15 protein-coding genes are annotated in these 15,733 nt (G+C 73.7%); 9 read left to right on the plus strand and 6 right to left on the minus strand.

Annotated elements, in window-relative coordinates; genetic code table 11:
- Positions 1–16: 16 nt before the first annotated feature.
- Genes ABGB14_RS03135 through ABGB14_RS03145 form a run of 3 tightly spaced genes read right to left on the minus strand, consistent with a single transcriptional unit; the run spans position 17 to position 3,674 of the window.
- Positions 17–1,813 (minus strand): protein kinase, encoded by a 1,797-nt coding sequence (locus ABGB14_RS03135; protein WP_347641973.1) that lies wholly within the window; start codon positions 1,811–1,813, stop codon positions 17–19.
- Entirely contained in the window at positions 1,810–3,033 is a 1,224-nt protein-coding gene (locus ABGB14_RS03140) for a hypothetical protein (protein WP_347641974.1), read from the minus strand. Before ABGB14_RS03140 ends, ABGB14_RS03135 begins: the two co-directional genes overlap by 4 nt.
- Positions 3,034–3,056: 23 nt before the next feature.
- A complete protein-coding gene (locus ABGB14_RS03145) occupies positions 3,057–3,674 on the minus strand; it encodes a hypothetical protein (RefSeq protein WP_347641975.1) in 618 nt (205 codons plus the stop codon).
- A gap of 126 nt (positions 3,675–3,800) precedes the next feature.
- Here ABGB14_RS03145 and mycP point away from each other — a divergent pair, with 126 nt between their 5' ends.
- The 8 genes from mycP to ABGB14_RS03185 all read left to right on the plus strand — a co-directional run bounded on the left by mycP (position 3,801) and on the right by ABGB14_RS03185 (position 8,953).
- Positions 3,801–4,961 carry a type VII secretion-associated serine protease mycosin gene (gene mycP, locus ABGB14_RS03150; protein ID WP_347641976.1) on the plus strand — a complete coding sequence of 387 codons (1,161 nt, stop codon included), beginning with the start codon at positions 3,801–3,803 and terminating at the stop codon, positions 4,959–4,961.
- 109 nt (positions 4,962–5,070) lie between these two features.
- On the plus strand, positions 5,071–5,394 hold the full coding sequence (locus ABGB14_RS03155) for a WXG100 family type VII secretion target (RefSeq protein ID WP_347641977.1): 324 nt from the start codon (positions 5,071–5,073) through the stop codon (positions 5,392–5,394).
- 16 nt (positions 5,395–5,410) lie between these two features.
- Positions 5,411–5,710, plus strand: a complete 300-nt coding sequence (locus tag ABGB14_RS03160) for a WXG100 family type VII secretion target (RefSeq protein ID WP_347622416.1) — start codon at positions 5,411–5,413, stop codon at positions 5,708–5,710.
- A 6-nt stretch (positions 5,711–5,716) separates the two neighbouring features.
- On the plus strand, positions 5,717–6,052 hold the full coding sequence (locus ABGB14_RS03165; protein ID WP_347641978.1) for a hypothetical protein: 336 nt from the start codon (positions 5,717–5,719) through the stop codon (positions 6,050–6,052).
- Between the two features lie 10 nt (positions 6,053–6,062).
- A complete protein-coding gene (locus ABGB14_RS03170) occupies positions 6,063–7,295 on the plus strand; it encodes a hypothetical protein (RefSeq protein WP_347641979.1) in 1,233 nt (410 codons plus the stop codon).
- 4 nt (positions 7,296–7,299) lie between these two features.
- Positions 7,300–7,659, plus strand: a complete 360-nt coding sequence (locus ABGB14_RS03175; protein WP_347641980.1) for a hypothetical protein — start codon at positions 7,300–7,302, stop codon at positions 7,657–7,659.
- 12 nt (positions 7,660–7,671) lie between these two features.
- Positions 7,672–8,499, plus strand: coding sequence for a hypothetical protein (locus ABGB14_RS03180; protein ID WP_347641981.1), 828 nt, complete (start codon positions 7,672–7,674; stop codon positions 8,497–8,499).
- Positions 8,500–8,524: 25 nt separating this feature from the next.
- Entirely contained in the window at positions 8,525–8,953 is a 429-nt protein-coding gene (locus ABGB14_RS03185; protein WP_347641982.1) for a YbaB/EbfC family nucleoid-associated protein, read from the plus strand.
- A gap of 41 nt (positions 8,954–8,994) precedes the next feature.
- On the opposite strand, the gene eccCa is transcribed toward ABGB14_RS03185, so the two are convergent.
- The gene (gene eccCa / locus ABGB14_RS03190; RefSeq protein WP_347641983.1) at positions 8,995–12,990 is read right to left on the minus strand and encodes a type VII secretion protein EccCa; all 3,996 of its coding nucleotides are present in this window, start codon (positions 12,988–12,990) and stop codon (positions 8,995–8,997) included.
- A gap of 104 nt (positions 12,991–13,094) precedes the next feature.
- Between eccCa and eccD the strand changes: the two genes are divergently transcribed.
- Complete coding sequence (gene eccD / locus ABGB14_RS03195; protein WP_347641984.1) at positions 13,095–14,480, plus strand: type VII secretion integral membrane protein EccD; 1,386 nt, start codon at positions 13,095–13,097, stop codon at positions 14,478–14,480.
- Here the strand turns inward: eccD and ABGB14_RS03200 are convergent.
- Positions 14,477–15,319, minus strand: a complete 843-nt coding sequence (locus ABGB14_RS03200) for a hypothetical protein (protein WP_347641985.1) — start codon at positions 15,317–15,319, stop codon at positions 14,477–14,479. The two genes, eccD and ABGB14_RS03200, sit on opposite strands and share 4 nt — an antisense overlap.
- Complete coding sequence (locus ABGB14_RS03205; protein ID WP_347641986.1) at positions 15,316–15,633, minus strand: hypothetical protein; 318 nt, start codon at positions 15,631–15,633, stop codon at positions 15,316–15,318. The genes ABGB14_RS03200 and ABGB14_RS03205 overlap by 4 nt, the downstream gene beginning before the upstream one ends.
- Positions 15,634–15,733: the final 100 nt, after the last annotated feature.

Genomic DNA, 15,733 nt, shown 5'->3' on the forward strand with positions numbered 1-15,733 from the left:
GGGCGGTGGAGCGCGGTCAGGATGGGGGCGGGGTGGCTGGGGGGAGCACGATGGGAGGCTGGGTCTCGTCGTCATGCCCGCGCGGGTCCGCCTCCGTGGCCCCGCGGATGCACAGCGCAGGCGACCAGGCGACGGACGAGGGCTGGCCGAGGGCGACCACGGCGCCGACCTTGAAGCAGTAGCCGGTGGCCGGGTCGAGGCCGCCGACGGTGTACGTGCCGGCGTCGCCGGTCGCCGACATCAGGCGATCGCCAGGGGCCTGCTGCACGACCGTGGGGTAGCCGCTCTTGCGCACCGCCCTCCAGGCCAGCGTCACCGTGGTGCCGTTGTCGGCGACCACCTTGAGGCTTTTCGGACGGTACCCGGCGACGTCCTTCGGGTCGGTGACCGGCCGGTCGGCGGGCGGCGACGTCGCCGGGCGTGACCGCGCGCGCGACTCCTCCGGCTGCGAGGTCCGGCCCGGCTGTGAGTCCGGCTGTGAGTCCGGATGGGAGGTCTGCGGGACGGCCGACGGTTGCCGGTCAGCCCGAGGCGGGGTGACGGGGTCCGGGTCGCCGGGGGCGGTGGCGGCCACGCGCTGCCGCTGCTGCACCTCGGTGCCGGAGCCGCCGCTCATGGCCAGGGCCACGCTGCCCACGCCCACGAGCACGGCCAGCGCCGACGCGCCCGCCACGAACAGCGGAGCCCTCCTGCCGGCGGGCTGCTCCTGCGGGGGCGCCTCCTCCGAGGGGACGTCGGGAGGCGGCGGCAGGAAAGGCTGAGGACCGGCGGGCGGCCTCACCTGCGAGCGGTCGTGGTCCACCGTCCAGACCAGCTCGCGGGGGGCCGAGCGCTCGAACCTCTCCGGGTCCTCCTCACCATCCGCCGCCACGGCGTACGGCCGGTCGGCGGGGCGGCGGGGCAGCGGCAGGTCCAGCCCCGGACCGGACGGGCCCCCGCTGAGCGGCGCCCCGGCACCTCCGGCGGGCGCGGGCGGAGGGCCGGGGGCCGGGGCGGACGCGGGCGCTCGTCCCGTGGCGCCGACGGTGAAGGCGGCCAGGTCCGTGGCGGCCGGGCGGGCGGCGGGGTCCTTGGACATCGCCTTGGCCAGGAGATCCGCCAGCTCGCGCGGCACCCCGGCGGGAAGCGGCGCAGGGCTCTCCGTCAGTACCCCGAGCGTGAACTTGGCCGTGCTCGCCGGCCCGTCCAGCGGGAACGCGGGCCGCCCCGCGAGCAGCTCGTACACCATCGACCCGAGCGCGTACACGTCGGACGCGGGCGAAGGCGCGCGGCCCTCGAGCTCCTCCGGCGAAGCGTGCACCGAGGGCACGGTCCCGTCGGGCAGCTCCACGATGGACATCAGCGCGGACATGGCGAACCCCGTGAGTGCCACCCCGCCGGGTGTCACGATGACGTTCTCCTGCTTGACGCGCCCGTGCACGCCGCCCACCGCGTGGGTGGCCGCGAGCGCGCCCGCCACCGACCGCAGCAGCCCCGCCGCCTGAGCGGGCGGCATCGGCAGGCTCCGTCCGGGCCGCTCGGCCAGCGTGAGACCCTCGTGCACCGGCGTCACGAGGTACGGCCGCCCGTCCCCGGTCGCCCCGACCTCCAGCACCGGGATGACGCCCGCGTGGGCGGCCAGCGCCTCGGGGAAGCCGAATCCGCGGACGATCCGCTTGAGCGCCCGCCTGTCCACCCGATGGCAGGCGAGCGTCCTGACCAGCACGTCGGCCCCGGCCGCCGCGGGCCGCGCCAGGTGCACGGCCCAGGGGCCGTCCTGGCCGGCCCGCTCCAGCAGCCGGTAGCCGCGGACGCGCTCGGTGATCACCGTCATGCGATCACGGACGGGCCGCCCATGTCATCGGTCTCGAAGGCCTCGTCCTCCACCAGCGGGAACGTGGCGCGTTCCCGATCCCGCCCCTGGCCGCCCTGCCCGGCGCCGCCCATCAGGGGCGGGATCATGCCCATCGGCATGCCGGCCGCCCCGGCCCGCCCGCCGGCCGGGGGCGGCGCCGTCGTGCTCCCGAGCTGCGTGGCGGGGGCGCTGCCGGAGGGCGCGCTCGGCCCCGTGGCGGGGGTGCTCCCGAGGTTCTGGGGCGAGGTCTGCGGTACCGCGGACAGGTCCGTCGGGGAGGGGGTCTGGGGCAGGTCCGGCGACCTGATCTCGGGGGTCTTCAGGTCCGGAGTCCTGAGGTCGGGGTTCCGGGCGGCGTCCTGCAGTGACGGGTCCTGCAGTGACGGGTCCTTGAGCGACGGATCCTGCTGTGACGGATCCTGCTGTGACGGATCCTGCAGGGACGGATCCTGCAGGGACGGGTCCTTGAGCGACGGGTCCCGCAGGGACGGGTCGTCGAGGCCGGGGACGTCCGGGCCGCCCAGCCCGGGCGTGCCGCCGAGACCGGGCGACTCGTACGGCGAGCCCAGACCCGAGTACGGGCCCCCGATCGACCCCAGGCCCGGCTGCTGGCCGAACGGGCCGTACTCGCCGGTCATGCCGGTCTGCGGCGCCCTGGACCGCTGCTCGACGTAATCGCCCATGGCGTTGTACGCCTCGCCCATGAAGCGGTTGAGCTGCCGCAGGTGGTGCCGGGCGAGGGCGTGGGCGTTGGTGTCGGTGCCGAAGAAGTCGCCGACCGAGTCGTCGAGCCCGACGCCCCCCGTCCTCGGCACGTTGTCGTGGAACCAGGGGAGCACCTCCTCGCCGTACCAGCGGAGGGGCTCGCCGACGGACCGGGCGGCGAAGGCGATGCGCGCGAGGTCCTTCTGCAGCTCGCCGACGGTCTTGAAGACCTGCTCCAGGGTCTCGCCGCCGAGCGTCTCCGCGATGGACCCGGCCTGCTTGTGCAGCAGTTCCACGGACTCCTCGCACATGTCGGCGATCGCCTTGTACTGCCGGCCCGCCTCGGCGACCCGGTCCGGCTCGGTGCTCTGGATGAGCGCGGAGACACCGTCGCTGCTCTCCGCGTCGCCGTTGCCGTCGCCGCCGACGGGCATCGTGTCCTCGATCTGCGGCGCCCTGGTGTCCTTGAGCGGTTCGACGTAGTAGTCGGTCATCGTCCCCTCGTCGCTGCGCGGGATCAGCCGCCGGTGGCGGCCTGGTCGGCGTTCTTGGCGGTCTTGACGGTCTCGTCGAGCGCCTGCAGCACGGCGGCGTACACCGAGTAGACGCGCTCGACGGCCGAGCCCAGCGTGAGCTGCGCCCTGTCGGTGGTCGCCTTGAAGTCGGCGGCGGCCTGCCAGGCGCCGAGGTCGCGCTCGCTGAGCGCGGCGAGGGTGAGGCGCACCTTGAGGCTCTGCCCGCCCGTCTCGCCCTGCAGGCGTTCGAGATCGCGCCGGAGCTGTTCCACCGGGGAGGTCGGCAGCGTCCTCCCGGAGGCGGGGTCCTCGTAGGCGCCGACCTCGATGAAGAGCTCGTCCTTCGCCGTGCCCGGGTCGATGCGGTTGCGGGCGAGCAGGTCGGCGTACTCCTGCTGGGCCGGAGGGGCGGGCGGCTCGGCGGGGTAGTCGCCGTTGCGGCGGAAGTGGATGTGGTCGGCGTACGCCTCCTCGACGTTGCCGGGGCCCTCGGTCCGCTCCGTGGTGAGCCCGGTTTTGGGGGAGGTGTAGCTGTGCACGTCACGCTGCTCGGCCGACAGGCCCAGGCCCGCCCTGGGGTCGCCGTGCGCGTCGCCGCCCTCGGCCTGAGGTGTCCCCACTGTTCACTCTCCACGTCGACGAACCTGCCGACACCTGCCTATCCCGGGCCCGACCTGGCAAGGCCTTATTTCAAGATATTTATAAGAGAGTGACCACAAAACGGAAATATCGCCAGACTCCGTACTGTGCCATTTCCCTGGACCGGCGCCACGGCCATCGGCCTGGCACTCGCCCTCAGCCCCACCCCCTCGCCCGCCCCCACCCCCGCGACCACTCCCGTCGTGCGCTGCGAACCCGAGCCAGGCGTGGCGGAGGTCACCGGCGAGCCGTGGCCGCAGCAGCGGCTGCGGTTCGAGCGGGTGTGGCGGCTCACCAGGGGCGAAGGCGTGACGGTGGCCGTGGTCGACAGCGGCGTGGACGCCACGCACCCCCAGCTGTCCGGAGTGGTCGTCCGGCAGGAGGATCTCACCGGCACCGACAGGCGCGACTGCGTCGGCCACGGCACGGCCGTCGCCGGGATCATCGCCGGACGTGACCTCACCTCGCGCGGCGTGCCCGTGATGGGGGTCGCGCCCGACGCGAGAATCCTGTCGATCAAGCAGACGGAGGGACGCTCCGGCGACGTGGCGAGGCTGGCCAGGGGCATCCGGCGGGCCGCCGACCTCGGCGCCGACGTGATCAACGTGTCCGTGCAGGCCCAGGACCACCCGGACCTGAAGGCGGCCGTGACGTACGCGCAGGACAAAGACGCGGTGATCGTGGCGGCCGCGGGCAACGTCAAGCAGGACGACGGCGCCGTCGCGGCGGCCTACCCGGCGGAGTATCCCGGAGTGATCGCGGTTGGCTCGGCCTCGCCCGACGGCGCGAAGTCGGAGTTCTCCAACGGCGTGACCCGCATCTCGGTCACCGCCCCGGGAGCCGGGATCACCAGCGCCTGGACCGGCGGCGGCTACCGTACGGAACTGGACGGCACCAGCTTCGCCGCCCCGTTCGTGTCCGGCGTGGTCGCGCTGGTCAGAGCCAGGCACCCGGAACTCGACCACTGGCAGATCAAGCGCAGGCTGGAGCGCACGGCCGAGGGCGGAGGCGCGGCGGGCACCGGAGCCGGCCTGATCAACCCGCTGCTGGCGGTCACCTCGGTGACCCCGCCCACCGGGGAAAGGGCCGCCGCGCCGCCGATCGTGCTGGCCAGAGCGCCGGTGCCGGACGCCCGCAAGCAGGCCATCGCCATCGGGATCGCCGCGAGCGCGCTCGGCGCCACCACGCTGGTGGTCTTCCTGGCGCTGATGCTGCCCAGAGCCCGTCGCCGGGGCTGGCGCGCGGGGAACGCGCGGGGAGCACAGTGACACTTACAGGAAAGTTGAAAGGGTGGCCCGCCTCGTCCGCCCCAACTTACGTTGATCGGAAAGTACGGGAACCCGGTCGATTTCCGGGCCACGAGACCGAGAGGTGCACGTGCCAGAGCCCACACGTTATGAGGCGGGCAGCCAGCACAGCGCCGCAGAACGCGCGCTGATCGCCCACCAGAACATCATGCAGATCCACAACCGGCTCACCCAGATCCCGGCGACGCTCGGCGGCGCCTGGCAGGGCCAGTCGGCGACCGTTTTCACGCAGGTGCTCAACGAGTGGAACCCGCAGTTCAAGAGGGTCATCGACGCGCTGCACACGATCGCGGAGAACCTGAAGGGCTCGGGCATCCAGTACGACGAGGCCAACACCAACGCGAGCGACGTCGCAGCCCGGCTCAAGGCCGCGCTGAGCGCCGGCCAAGTCTGACGAACGGAGAATCACCATGACCGGTGGCGGAGAGATCATCCTCGCGAACTTCGACGAGATGGATGAGATCGCGGCGGAGCTGGGCCGGGCCTACGCGAACCTGACCGGCGAGCTGACCGACCTGGAAAGCGACCTGAAGATCCTGGAGACCTGGGACGGCGCCGCCAAGGACGTCTACCTGGCGGCCAAGAGCGAGTGGAACAGCGCGGTGGTGTCCATGGGAGACACCATGCAGCGTTTCAGTCCCGCGCTGCAGGACGCGACGCAGATCATGCGGGACGCCGAGCACGCCAACATGCGCCGCTGGGGCACCTGAGCCACGGTGGACGAGCCGCTCATCGACCCGGCCACCGCGGGTGACACGGTGAGGTGCAAGCCTGAGGTGCTCCTCGACGTGGCCGGCAAACTGACCAGGGAGCTGCTGCCCCGGCTGGAGGCGGCCAAGCACCAGGTGCCCGATCTCTCCCCGGCGGCTCCCGGCGACTGGGACATCGCCCAGGGGTACGCCGGCACGGTGGTCCGGGCCAGGGTGGCCACCTGCGACTCGCTCGACTTCGTCATGGAGCAGGTCCAGCGGGTCGTCGACGACCTGGCGGAGACCGCCGGCACCGTGCTGGACGCCGACCAGCGGGCCGGCGCGGCGCCGGGCAAGGAATAGAGGAAACGCGTTGCCGGAACCGAAGCCGATCAGGAACGGCTGCCTCCAGGGCGGGAACGTCCACGGGTACGGCGGGCGCGAGGAGATCCGGCGGATGGTCATGGGGACCAGGCCGGAGGAGTTCGGGCCCGTCGCGGACGCCTACAGGGCGGCCTCCGAGCTGCTCACCACCACGATCACGACGCTGGGAGACAGCGCGGCCCGCCTGGTGGCCGACGGCAGCTGGGGCGGGGAGTCGGCCAGGGCCATGCTCGCCCGGATGAAGCGGCTCCAGACGTACCTGCAGGCGCTGCGGGACGGCGTCGACGGCGTGCCGCCCTCGCTCGATCTGGTGAGCCGCGAGCTGGTCTCGGCCAAGGAACGCTACGACCAGGCCACGGAGCAGCGCACGTACTGGGTGGAGGCCAGTGGCATGGGGGCGGGGCAGTCGATGCCGGCCAACGATCCCGACGCCGACGCGCGGGAGTTCATGACGAAGCTGAACGGCGCCTACCACCAGGCGCACACGGCTCTGCCGGAGCGGCTGCCCTGGGACGCCGAACTGGCTTCGCCGGCGCCGTACCTGCCGCCTTCCCAGCAGGTGGCGACGCCGTTGCGGAGCGGTGACCACGGGGTCCCGCCGTACGAGGGCGCGGGGCGGGCCGCCACCGACCTGGCCGCGACGCCGGGCTCCCGGCCCGCGCCCGCCGGTTCGCCGGCGGGCCACCCGGGCGGCGGGCCGGTGCCGGGCAGCACCGGTGGCGGGCCGCCGGCGAACGCGGGCGCGCCGTACGCCGCCCCCACCACGACGGCGGCCGGGGCGGGCGCCGCGCGGCCGGGCACGGCGGCTCCGGCGGTCGCCCGCCAGGACGGACGCCAGGCGGGACACCCGCCCGCGTTCGGCACGCCCCCGCCCGTCACGGCCTCCGTGCCCGCGCTCAGGCGCGACGGCGGGCCGTCCCCTGCCACGGGCCACGATCCGTCCGCCACCGGGGACCCGGCGCGGGCCAGGAGCGTCGCGGCCGAGACCGGCCCCTCCGTGCGGCCGGGCACCGTGCCGGTCGTGGGCGCCACCCCGCCGGCGATCCGGGCACCCGTGGCCGGAGGCGAGGCGGGCGTCACGGCGGGCGGCGGAGTGCCGTTCATGCCCATGGGCGGAGCGGTCCCGCAGGACGGGCGGGCCGGCCGCCGCTCGCTCGCGCCGAAGGGCGACGACGACTTCTTCCGGCCGGCGATCGACGGCGGCCCTCCGGTGGTGGGGTGAGAGCATGAGCCAGGACTCGGTCGCGGCCCAGGTGGAGTCCATCCGCGCGATGGGCCGGAACATGGCCGCCGCGCCCATGCACGACCTGGAGGAGATGAGCCGGGCCATCGGGCAGGTCGAGCTCACCTCCGGGGCGTACGGCGCCTTCGGGCTGCTCGGCGGGTCGCTCGGGCAGGCCCTGGACGACGTCAAGGCGGCCGCGCGCGGATACCTGTCGGCCAAGCGCGACCAGGTGGCCGACATCCACGACAAGGCGTACAGCACCGCCAACGGCTACACGGACGGCGACGCGAGCGCCGCCCGGCTGGCCGCCGGCATGCCGGCCGGCCCGCGATCCCAGACCCAGCCCGGCACCCAGGCGTGAAAGCGAGACCCCGTGCTTGAACAACCGTGGTCGGTCATCGAGGGCTCGGCCATGGCGATGACCGGCTCGACGCTCCTGGGCTGGAACCGCGCCCGCCACGCCACGCTGATCCTGCCCCTCATGTACGGCGACACCGCCCAGCAGCAGGCGGCGGCCGACGGGTGGGAGCGGCTGGCCGCGGCGCTGGAGCGGCACCCCGGCGTGGTGGACTCCTCCACCCGCGGCGTCGAGTGGTCCGCCCGCAGCGCCGAGCTGTACAAGAACACCGTGCTGGCCTACTCCGACGACGCCGCCCAGAAGGTCGCCTCGCCGAGGGCGACGGCCGACACCCTGCGCGTCACCGCCAACGTGTACGACGTCCTCGGCAAGGCCGTCTTCGCCACCGGCGCGGGCATCCTCGCGGCGGGCGTGATGCACAGGGTCGCCACGGTGAACCCGTTCACCAGGGTGGCCGCCGAGGTGGCCGCCACCGGGTTCGGCCGCAGGGCGGACCACCAGGCCGCGACGATCGCGGCCAGGGCGAGAACGTTCGCCGAGGGCGGCAAGGGCGTGCTCGGCAAGGTGGCGCAGAAGCTGGCGGGGATGTCTCCGGCCAAGCAGGCGCTGGTGGGCGGCACGGTCGCGGTGACCGCCGGGACGATGGGGCAGTCGGCGGTCGCGGGCCGGCTCAGCGACACCCGGCTGGAGACCTCACCGCAGGTGACCACGGGCCTGCCCGGATCCGCGGAAACCGCGGGTCTGCCCGGGTCCACGGGGACGGGTCTGCCTGGATCTACGGGGAGCGCGGGTCTGCCCGGATCCGGGACTGAGCATCAGACCGGGCCCGCGGAGAGCGCATGATGGCACGGGAAAGGATGACGGGGTGATGGCGGCGTTCGACGAGGAGGCCATCGACCGGCTGGTGGCGGAGGCGCAGCGGCCCGCCGCCGAGATGGACGAGCTCTACCAGCAGGTGCTCGCCGTCAAGGGCATCGCGCGCGACCAGGCCAAGCTGGTGACGGTCGAGTGCTCCGCGCGGGGCGTCACGGGCCTCGACATCGACCCGCGCGCCATGCGGTGGGGCTCGCAGCGGCTCTCCGAGACGATCCTGGCCCTGATCGCCGAGGCGCTGGCCGACATGGAGGCCAGATCGGCCGAGCTGCTCGGCGACGTCCTGGGGGAGGGCCCGCTCGACCTGGCCGCCGAGGCCAACCCCGCCGACCTGCGCATGAGGGAGGCGCGGGAGGCGTACGAGGCCGCCATGGACCAGGCGACGGCCGAGCTGGCCCGCATCCAGCGCGATCTCGACGGCTGAGCCCCGGCGGACACCGAGCCTGCGAGCCCTCAGGGGATCCCTCAGCCCAGGTAGGCGGTCTGGATGAGTTTCTCGCCCGACCGCCGGTCCACGTAGAGGCCGCGCCCCACCGGGAGCTTGCGCGGCCGTACGTTGCCGAACAGCTGGCCCTCGTCCCTGGGCCCCGACAGCAGCACGGCCGGCGAGTTCATCTCCTTCAGCCGCCGCACGACCGGGTCGAGCATGCTGCGTCCCGCCCCGCCCATGGCCCGTGCCAGCACCACGTGCAGGCCGATGTCCCTGGCCTGGGGCAGCAGGTCGCCGAGCACGGTGAGCGGGTTGCCGGAGGTGGCCACGAGGTCGTAGTCGTCCACGATCACGTACAGGTCCTGCCCGGTCCACCAGCTGCGCGTCCGCAGCTGCTCCGAGGTGAGGTCCGGCGGCGGCAGGCGCGTCTGCAGCACCTCCTGCACGCCTTTCAGCAGGGTGGCGGCGGCGGTGCTGGAGGCGGCGTAGCCGATGCGGTGCTCGGTGTCGGTGGCGTCGAGGAGCGTGCGCCGGTAGTCGATGACGACGAACCGCGCCCGCATGGGTGTGTGCGTGCTCGCGATGCCGCCGGCGATCAGGCGCAGCAGGTTGGTCTTGCCGCTCTCGGTGTCGCCGAACACCACGAAGTGCGGGTCGGCGTCGAAGTCCAGCGACACCGGCGCCAGGGCGGCCTCGTCGATCCCGATCGGCACGCGGGCTCCGTCCGCGGCCGGGTCTCCGGTGCCGCGCGGGAGCGTGTGCGCGGGCAGCAGGGAGGGCAGCAGGCGCACGGGCGGGGCCGGGTGGTCGTGCCAGGCGGCCGCCGCGGCCTCGACGAGGCCGCTCACCCCGTCGGACAGGTCGTCCACGGTGGAGCGGCCGTCGATGCGCGGCAGCGCGGCGAGGAAGTGCAGCGCCTCGCGGGTGAGCCCGCGCCCCGGAGCCCGCTCGGGCACGTTGGCGGCCGCCTTGCGGTCGATCTCGGAGTCGAACGTGTCGCCGAGCCGCAGCTCCAGCCGGGTGCCGAGCAGGTCGCGGACGGAGGCGCGGAACTCCATCCACCGGTTGGCGGTGCCGGCGACGTGGATGCCGAAGCCGAGACCGCGGGTGACCAGGTCGGCGAGGTCGGGTTCGAGCTGCTCGTACTCCTGGCGCACGATCGCCCAGCCGTCCACCACGAGGAACACGTCCCCCCAGCCGTCACCCTCGTAGGCGCCCGAGGCGACCATCCGCCGGTAGGTGGCCATGGAGTCGATCCCGCGCTCCACGAACAGCTGCTCGCGGCGGTCGAGCAGCGTCCTCATCTCGGCCACCGTCCTGCGCACCGCGTCGGCGTCGAGCCGGGTGGCGACGCCGCCCACGTGCGGCAGCCCGGACAGCGCCGACAGCGTGCCGCCGCCGAAGTCCAGGCAGTAGAACTGCACCTCCTTGGGCGTGTGCGTGAGCGCGAGCGAGGTGATCAGCGTGCGCAGCAGCGTGCTCTTGCCGGTCTGCGGCGCGCCGACGACGGCGACGTTGCCCGCCGCCCCCGACAGATCCAGCCAGTACGGGTCCCGCCGCTGGTCGAACGGGCTGTCCACGATGCCGGCCACGGCGTGCAGCCGCCCAGGCCGCTCCTGCCCGGTGCCCGCCGCGGTGAGCCCGTGCCCGGGGGTGGCCTGGATGGGCGGCAGCAGCCGGTCGAGCGAGGCGGGCTCCTTGAGCGGCGGCAGCCAGATCCGGTGCGCCGCGGGCCCCTGGCCGGTCAGCCGCCCGACCACGATGTCCAGCAGGCTGTCCTGCTTGCCCTGCTTCTCCGCGTCGTCCTCGGGCGGGGGCGTCTCGGCCACCGGCGGCATGGGCACCCGCTCGGGGCCGTACCAGACGATCTTCCCGCGGTGGCCGGAGCGTGCCGACACGGTCTGCCTGCGCGCCGCGTCCGCCCGGTGCGGCCCCGACACGTACGCGGCCTTGAACCGCGTCATGCCGGTGGTCTCGAACATGAGGTAGGCGTTGCCCGGCTCGGGCGGCAGCGAGTACGCGTCCGCCACCCCGAGCACGGCCCGGCTCTCGGCCGCCGAGAAGGTGCGCAACCCGATCCGGTACGACAGGTGCGTGTCCAGCCCGCGCAGCCGCCCCGCCTCCAGCCGCTGCGAGGCCAGCAGCAGGTGCACGCCCAGCGACCGGCCGAGCCGGCCGATCATCACGAACAGCTCGACGAACTCCGGTTTGGCCGTCAGCAGCTCGCTGAACTCGTCCAGCACGATGAACAACGTCGGCAGCGGCCGCAGGTCGGCGCCCTGCTCGCGGGCCTGCTCGTAGTCGCGCAGGGAGGCGTGGTTGCCGGCCGCGCGCAGCAGCTCCTGGCGGCGCACCATCTCGCCGTGGAGCGCGTCGTGCATGCGGTCGACCAGGGGCAGCTCGTCCTCCAGGTTGGTGATGACGGCCGAGACGTGCGGCAGCGCGTCGAGGCCGAGGAAGGTGGCGCCGCCCTTGAAGTCGACGAGCACGAAGTTCAGCGTCTCGGACGAGTGCGTGATCGCCAGCGCCAGCACCAGCGTGCGCAGCAGCTCCGACTTGCCCGAGCCGGTCGCGCCGACCACCAGCCCGTGCGGTCCCATGCCGCCCTGGGCGGCCTCCTTGATGTCGAGCTCGACCGGCCGCCCGTCGGCGCCGAGCCCGATCGGGACCCGCAGCCTGTTCCTGACCGGCCGGGGCTGCCAGGTGGACGCGGGCGACAACCGCCGCGCGTCGCCGATCCTGAGCAGGTCGGTGAGGGTCGTGTTCGTGGCGAACACGTCCTGCTGCTCCTCCTTGCCGGCGGAGCCCGCGCGCATCGGCGCGAGCTGCCTGACCAGGGCGGCGAACGCGGGCCGCGCCATCCGGTCGGGCCGGCCGAGCCCCGACCGGAGCTCCTTGCCGAGCTGGTCCTCGACGACCCTGACCACCTCGTCGGGGCCGACCTCGAGGTGCAGGGTGAGCTGCGCGGGCGCTTGCGGGGCCGCCCCGCCGAGGTCGATGACGGTGACGCCCTCGATGACGTCCAGGGCGAGCTGGCTGCCCGCGGGCACCGTGCCGCCGTCCACCACCACGACGTGGTAGGGCAGCGCGTCCGGCGCGAGCCCCTTGCTGAACCGGGGCCGGTCCTTCAGCTCGAACCCCAGCAGGGCGTCCAGCTCGCCGAGGTCGCGCACGACCAGCCGTACCGGGCCGGCGCCGTCCTCCTCGGTCGGGTGCAGGGCGTGCGGCAGCCACTTGACCGGCTCCCATTCGGTGGCCCGTTCCCCTCCGGCGCACACCGAGATCCGCAGCTCTTCTGGCGAGTGCAGGGCGGCGGCCTGCGCCAGCGCGGCGCGGACGAGGTCGCGCCCGGCATCCGGATCCCCGCTGATCGTGATCCTGGCGAACGAGTGCAGCGCCAGCGCGACGGGCAGCCCCGGCACGGTGGCGTGCGTGCGCACGAAGCGGCGCAGCGCTCCCGCCGTCATCGGGTCGAGGTCCTCGATCGGCTTGGTCTCGGGCGGGATCATCGGCAGCGTCAGCCGCTGCGCCGAGGTGGCGATCCTGATCTGGGCGAAGTCGTCGTCGCGGGGCCGCCGCTCCCACAACCGGCTGGTCATCACCAGAGACCAGAGCGCCGCGGGGTCGGGGTGGTTCCAGGTCATGGCCCGGTGCTGCTGCGCGGCGGCGCCGCGGACCCGTTTCCTGACCTGCTCCAGGTAGCGGTAGTAGTCGCGGCGCTGGCCGTTGAGCTGGTTCTTGCGCTCACCGGCGTTGCGCATCATCTGGCCCACGGTCATGCCGATCATGGAGACCGCGAACAGGCCGCTGGACACCATCATGATCGGGTTTCCGGTGCCGCCGCCGGTGACCATCAGCGCCATCGCCCCGGCCCCCGCGATCATGGGCAGGTACGTCAGCAGTTGCGTCAGCCCGCCGCCGGTGATGGTTTCCGGGATTTCGGGGGGCGATTCAAGCAGCACCTCGCCGCCAGGAGGCTCGGGCGGCGTGCGCCGCTCGGGTCTGCGAACCACGATCAGGCTGCCACTCATCAGAGCCCATAAAAGCCGCCGACAAAGCGTTATATGCGATATTTCAAAATTCCTCGATGTTTTTAGCGCGCCGCGTGCGATGTCCGATCCATAAACTCGTCCGGGTGAGTGCCACCGGAACCGACCTGTGCCGGGTCACCGTCGTGACCCCGCGCGGATTCCTGGACCTGGGCCTGCCGCCTGACATGCCGCTCGGCAACCTGCTGCCCACCCTCCTGCGCATCGCGGGGGAGGGGCTCGCCGAGGCGGGCCTGGCCCATGGCGGCTGGGTGCTCCAGCGGCTCGGCGGCCCGCCGTTCGACCTGAACGCCACGCTGTCCGAGCTGGTCGTACGCGACGGCGAGCTGCTGCACCTGCGCCCGCGCGGGCACGAGCTGCCGGAGATCGTCTTCGACGACGTGGCCGACGCCGTGGCGACGGGCGTGCTGGAGCGCACCGGCCGTTGGCAGCCGGCCACCACCAGGTCCTACGGGCTGCGCGCCGCCGCCGCCCTGCTCGGCACGGGCGCCGCCGCGCTGCTCGCGACCGGACCGCCCTGGGCGCCCGCGGCCCTGGTGGCGGGGGTGGTCGCGCTGGTCCTGCTGATGGTCGCGGCGGCGCTGTCGCGGGCACTCGGCGACGCGCGGTCGGGCGCGGTCATCGGCTACGCGGCCCTCCCGTACGGGTTCGTCGCCGGGCTGCTCGGACCGGCCACGGACGGCGCCATCCTCCAGCCCGCCAACCTGCTGTCCGCCTCCGGCGTGGTGCTGATGCTGGCCACGGCGACCGGGTTCGCCGTCGCCGACGGTCTGCCGGCGTTCCTGGGCGTGGCCGCCGCCGCGCTCTGCGGGCTGCTCGCCTCGGGGCTGGTCATGGGCTTCGACCTGGCCGCGGCCGGGGTGGCTGCGGTGCTGGCCGCCCTCGTGGTGGGGCTGACGACGGCGATCCCGTCCCTGTCGTTCCGGCTGGCGGGCATGCCGCTGCCCGCCCTGCCGACGACGGCGGAGGAGCTGCGGCGCGAGGGCGGTGACCTGGACGGCGAGCTGGTGATCGACAAGACGGTGGCCGCCGACCGGTTCTGCGGCGGGCTGCTCGGCGGAGTGGCGCTCGTCGTGCTCGGCGCCCAGGTGCTGCTGGTCCTTGACGGCTCCTGGGCCGCGATCGCGCTGAGCGTGGTGTTGCCGACGTCGATGGTCATGCGGGCCCGCGTCTTCGAGAGCCGCGGCCAGCGGAGCCGGCTGCTGACCACGGCCGTGCTCGGCGTGGCGCTGGCCGCCTCGGGAGCCGTGCTCGGGGCGGCGGACGAGGTGGTGCGCTACGGGATCGTCCCCGGGCTGGTGGTGCTCGCCCTGGGCGTGGCGGGCACGGCGCTGTGGCTCACGTCCGGGAAGCCGTCCCCGTTCTGGGGCCGGGTGGGCGACATCGCCGACATCCTGCTGATGATCGCGCTGATCCCGCTGGCGCTGGCCGTGCTCGACCTGTACGAGAGCATCCGCGGCCTGGTCGGCTAGTTCCTGTCGCCGACCACGTCGTCCAGGCTCATGTCGCCGCCGGGCGTCCTGACCCGCCAGTCGAAGGACCGCGTGGCCTCCGGCAGCGGCTCGCCCTGCTCGGGCCGGGTGAACGTGCCCGCCTTCGCCGTGTCGATCGCCGCCTCGGTGAAGTCGATCGCCGCGCCGCCGTCCGGCCGCATGAACGCGAGCTGCACGGCGGCCGAGCCGCCGATCCCCGCCGCGACACCGCTCAGCACGTCCTTGAGCCCGAGCGAGCCGAGGAAACGCTGGAGCTGCCCGGTCGACGCGGCCAGCGCGGCGCTCGCCTGGGCGCCCGTCCTGCGCGTCGCGATCCTGGCCGCCACCCGGGTCTGCGGGGCCAGGGCGAGCACCTGCAGCGCGGCCAGCCGCAGGTACGTCTCCTGCGCGATCTTGAGCGCCGCTCCCCAGTAGACGAGGAAACCGTCGCCGATGTCGTCGACGTGCCCGGCCACCCACTGCACGTTGGTGCGGAAGGCGTCGAGGTGCGTCCGCAGCACGGCGGCCGCGTCGGCGAACGCCTTCTGGTCCTCGGCGATCCACTTCCGCCCCGAGGCGTTGATCACGCCGGTGAGCGCGTTGTTGGCGCCCTTGTCGAGCCGGCCGCCCACGCCCGTCTGGAGGTTGGCGGCGGCCGTCCAGATGGCCGGCACGTTCGCCACGGCCGGGGCGGTGGCCAGCAGGCCGATGAGGACGGACGGCTCCAGCCGGGCGGACCTGCGCAGGACGGCCCGCACGGTCTCGGGGTCGGGCGGCTCCTTGCGCGAGGGGCGCAGCGGGGAGCCGTCCCTGGCCAGGCCGGCGACCCTGCGGGTCACGGCCGGCTCGCCCGCCGGACGGCGAGTTCCTCGGCGGCCCGCCAGTTGTCCTCGGCGAAGCGCAGGTGCTCGCCCTCCCACGTCCTCAGCACGCCGAGCGCCGCTTCCGTGTCACGGACGAACGCGTCGATGAGCGAGCGGTAGAGGGCGCCGGCCGTCCACTCGCCCAGCGCCCCCCAGCCGGGGAGGTCCAGCGCCCTGTTCTCCTCGAGGATCTGGCGGATCTCCGCGAAGAGCGGCAGCAGGTCCTCCCTGAGGTCGCGCCGGACTTCGCCGATCGCGTCGGGAGTGATGAAGACGGTGTGCTGATTCACGATCATTATCCTGTGCCGCCGTCGGCGGATGTGGCGGGGACGTCACGAAATGGTCCGGCATTGTTCGCTTCTGCGATACCGTGCGGCTTCGCATCTTTTA

It is taken from the genome of Nonomuraea sp. B10E15 (genome assembly GCF_039871615.1).
In the GTDB taxonomy this organism is placed as follows: domain Bacteria; phylum Actinomycetota; class Actinomycetes; order Streptosporangiales; family Streptosporangiaceae; genus Nonomuraea.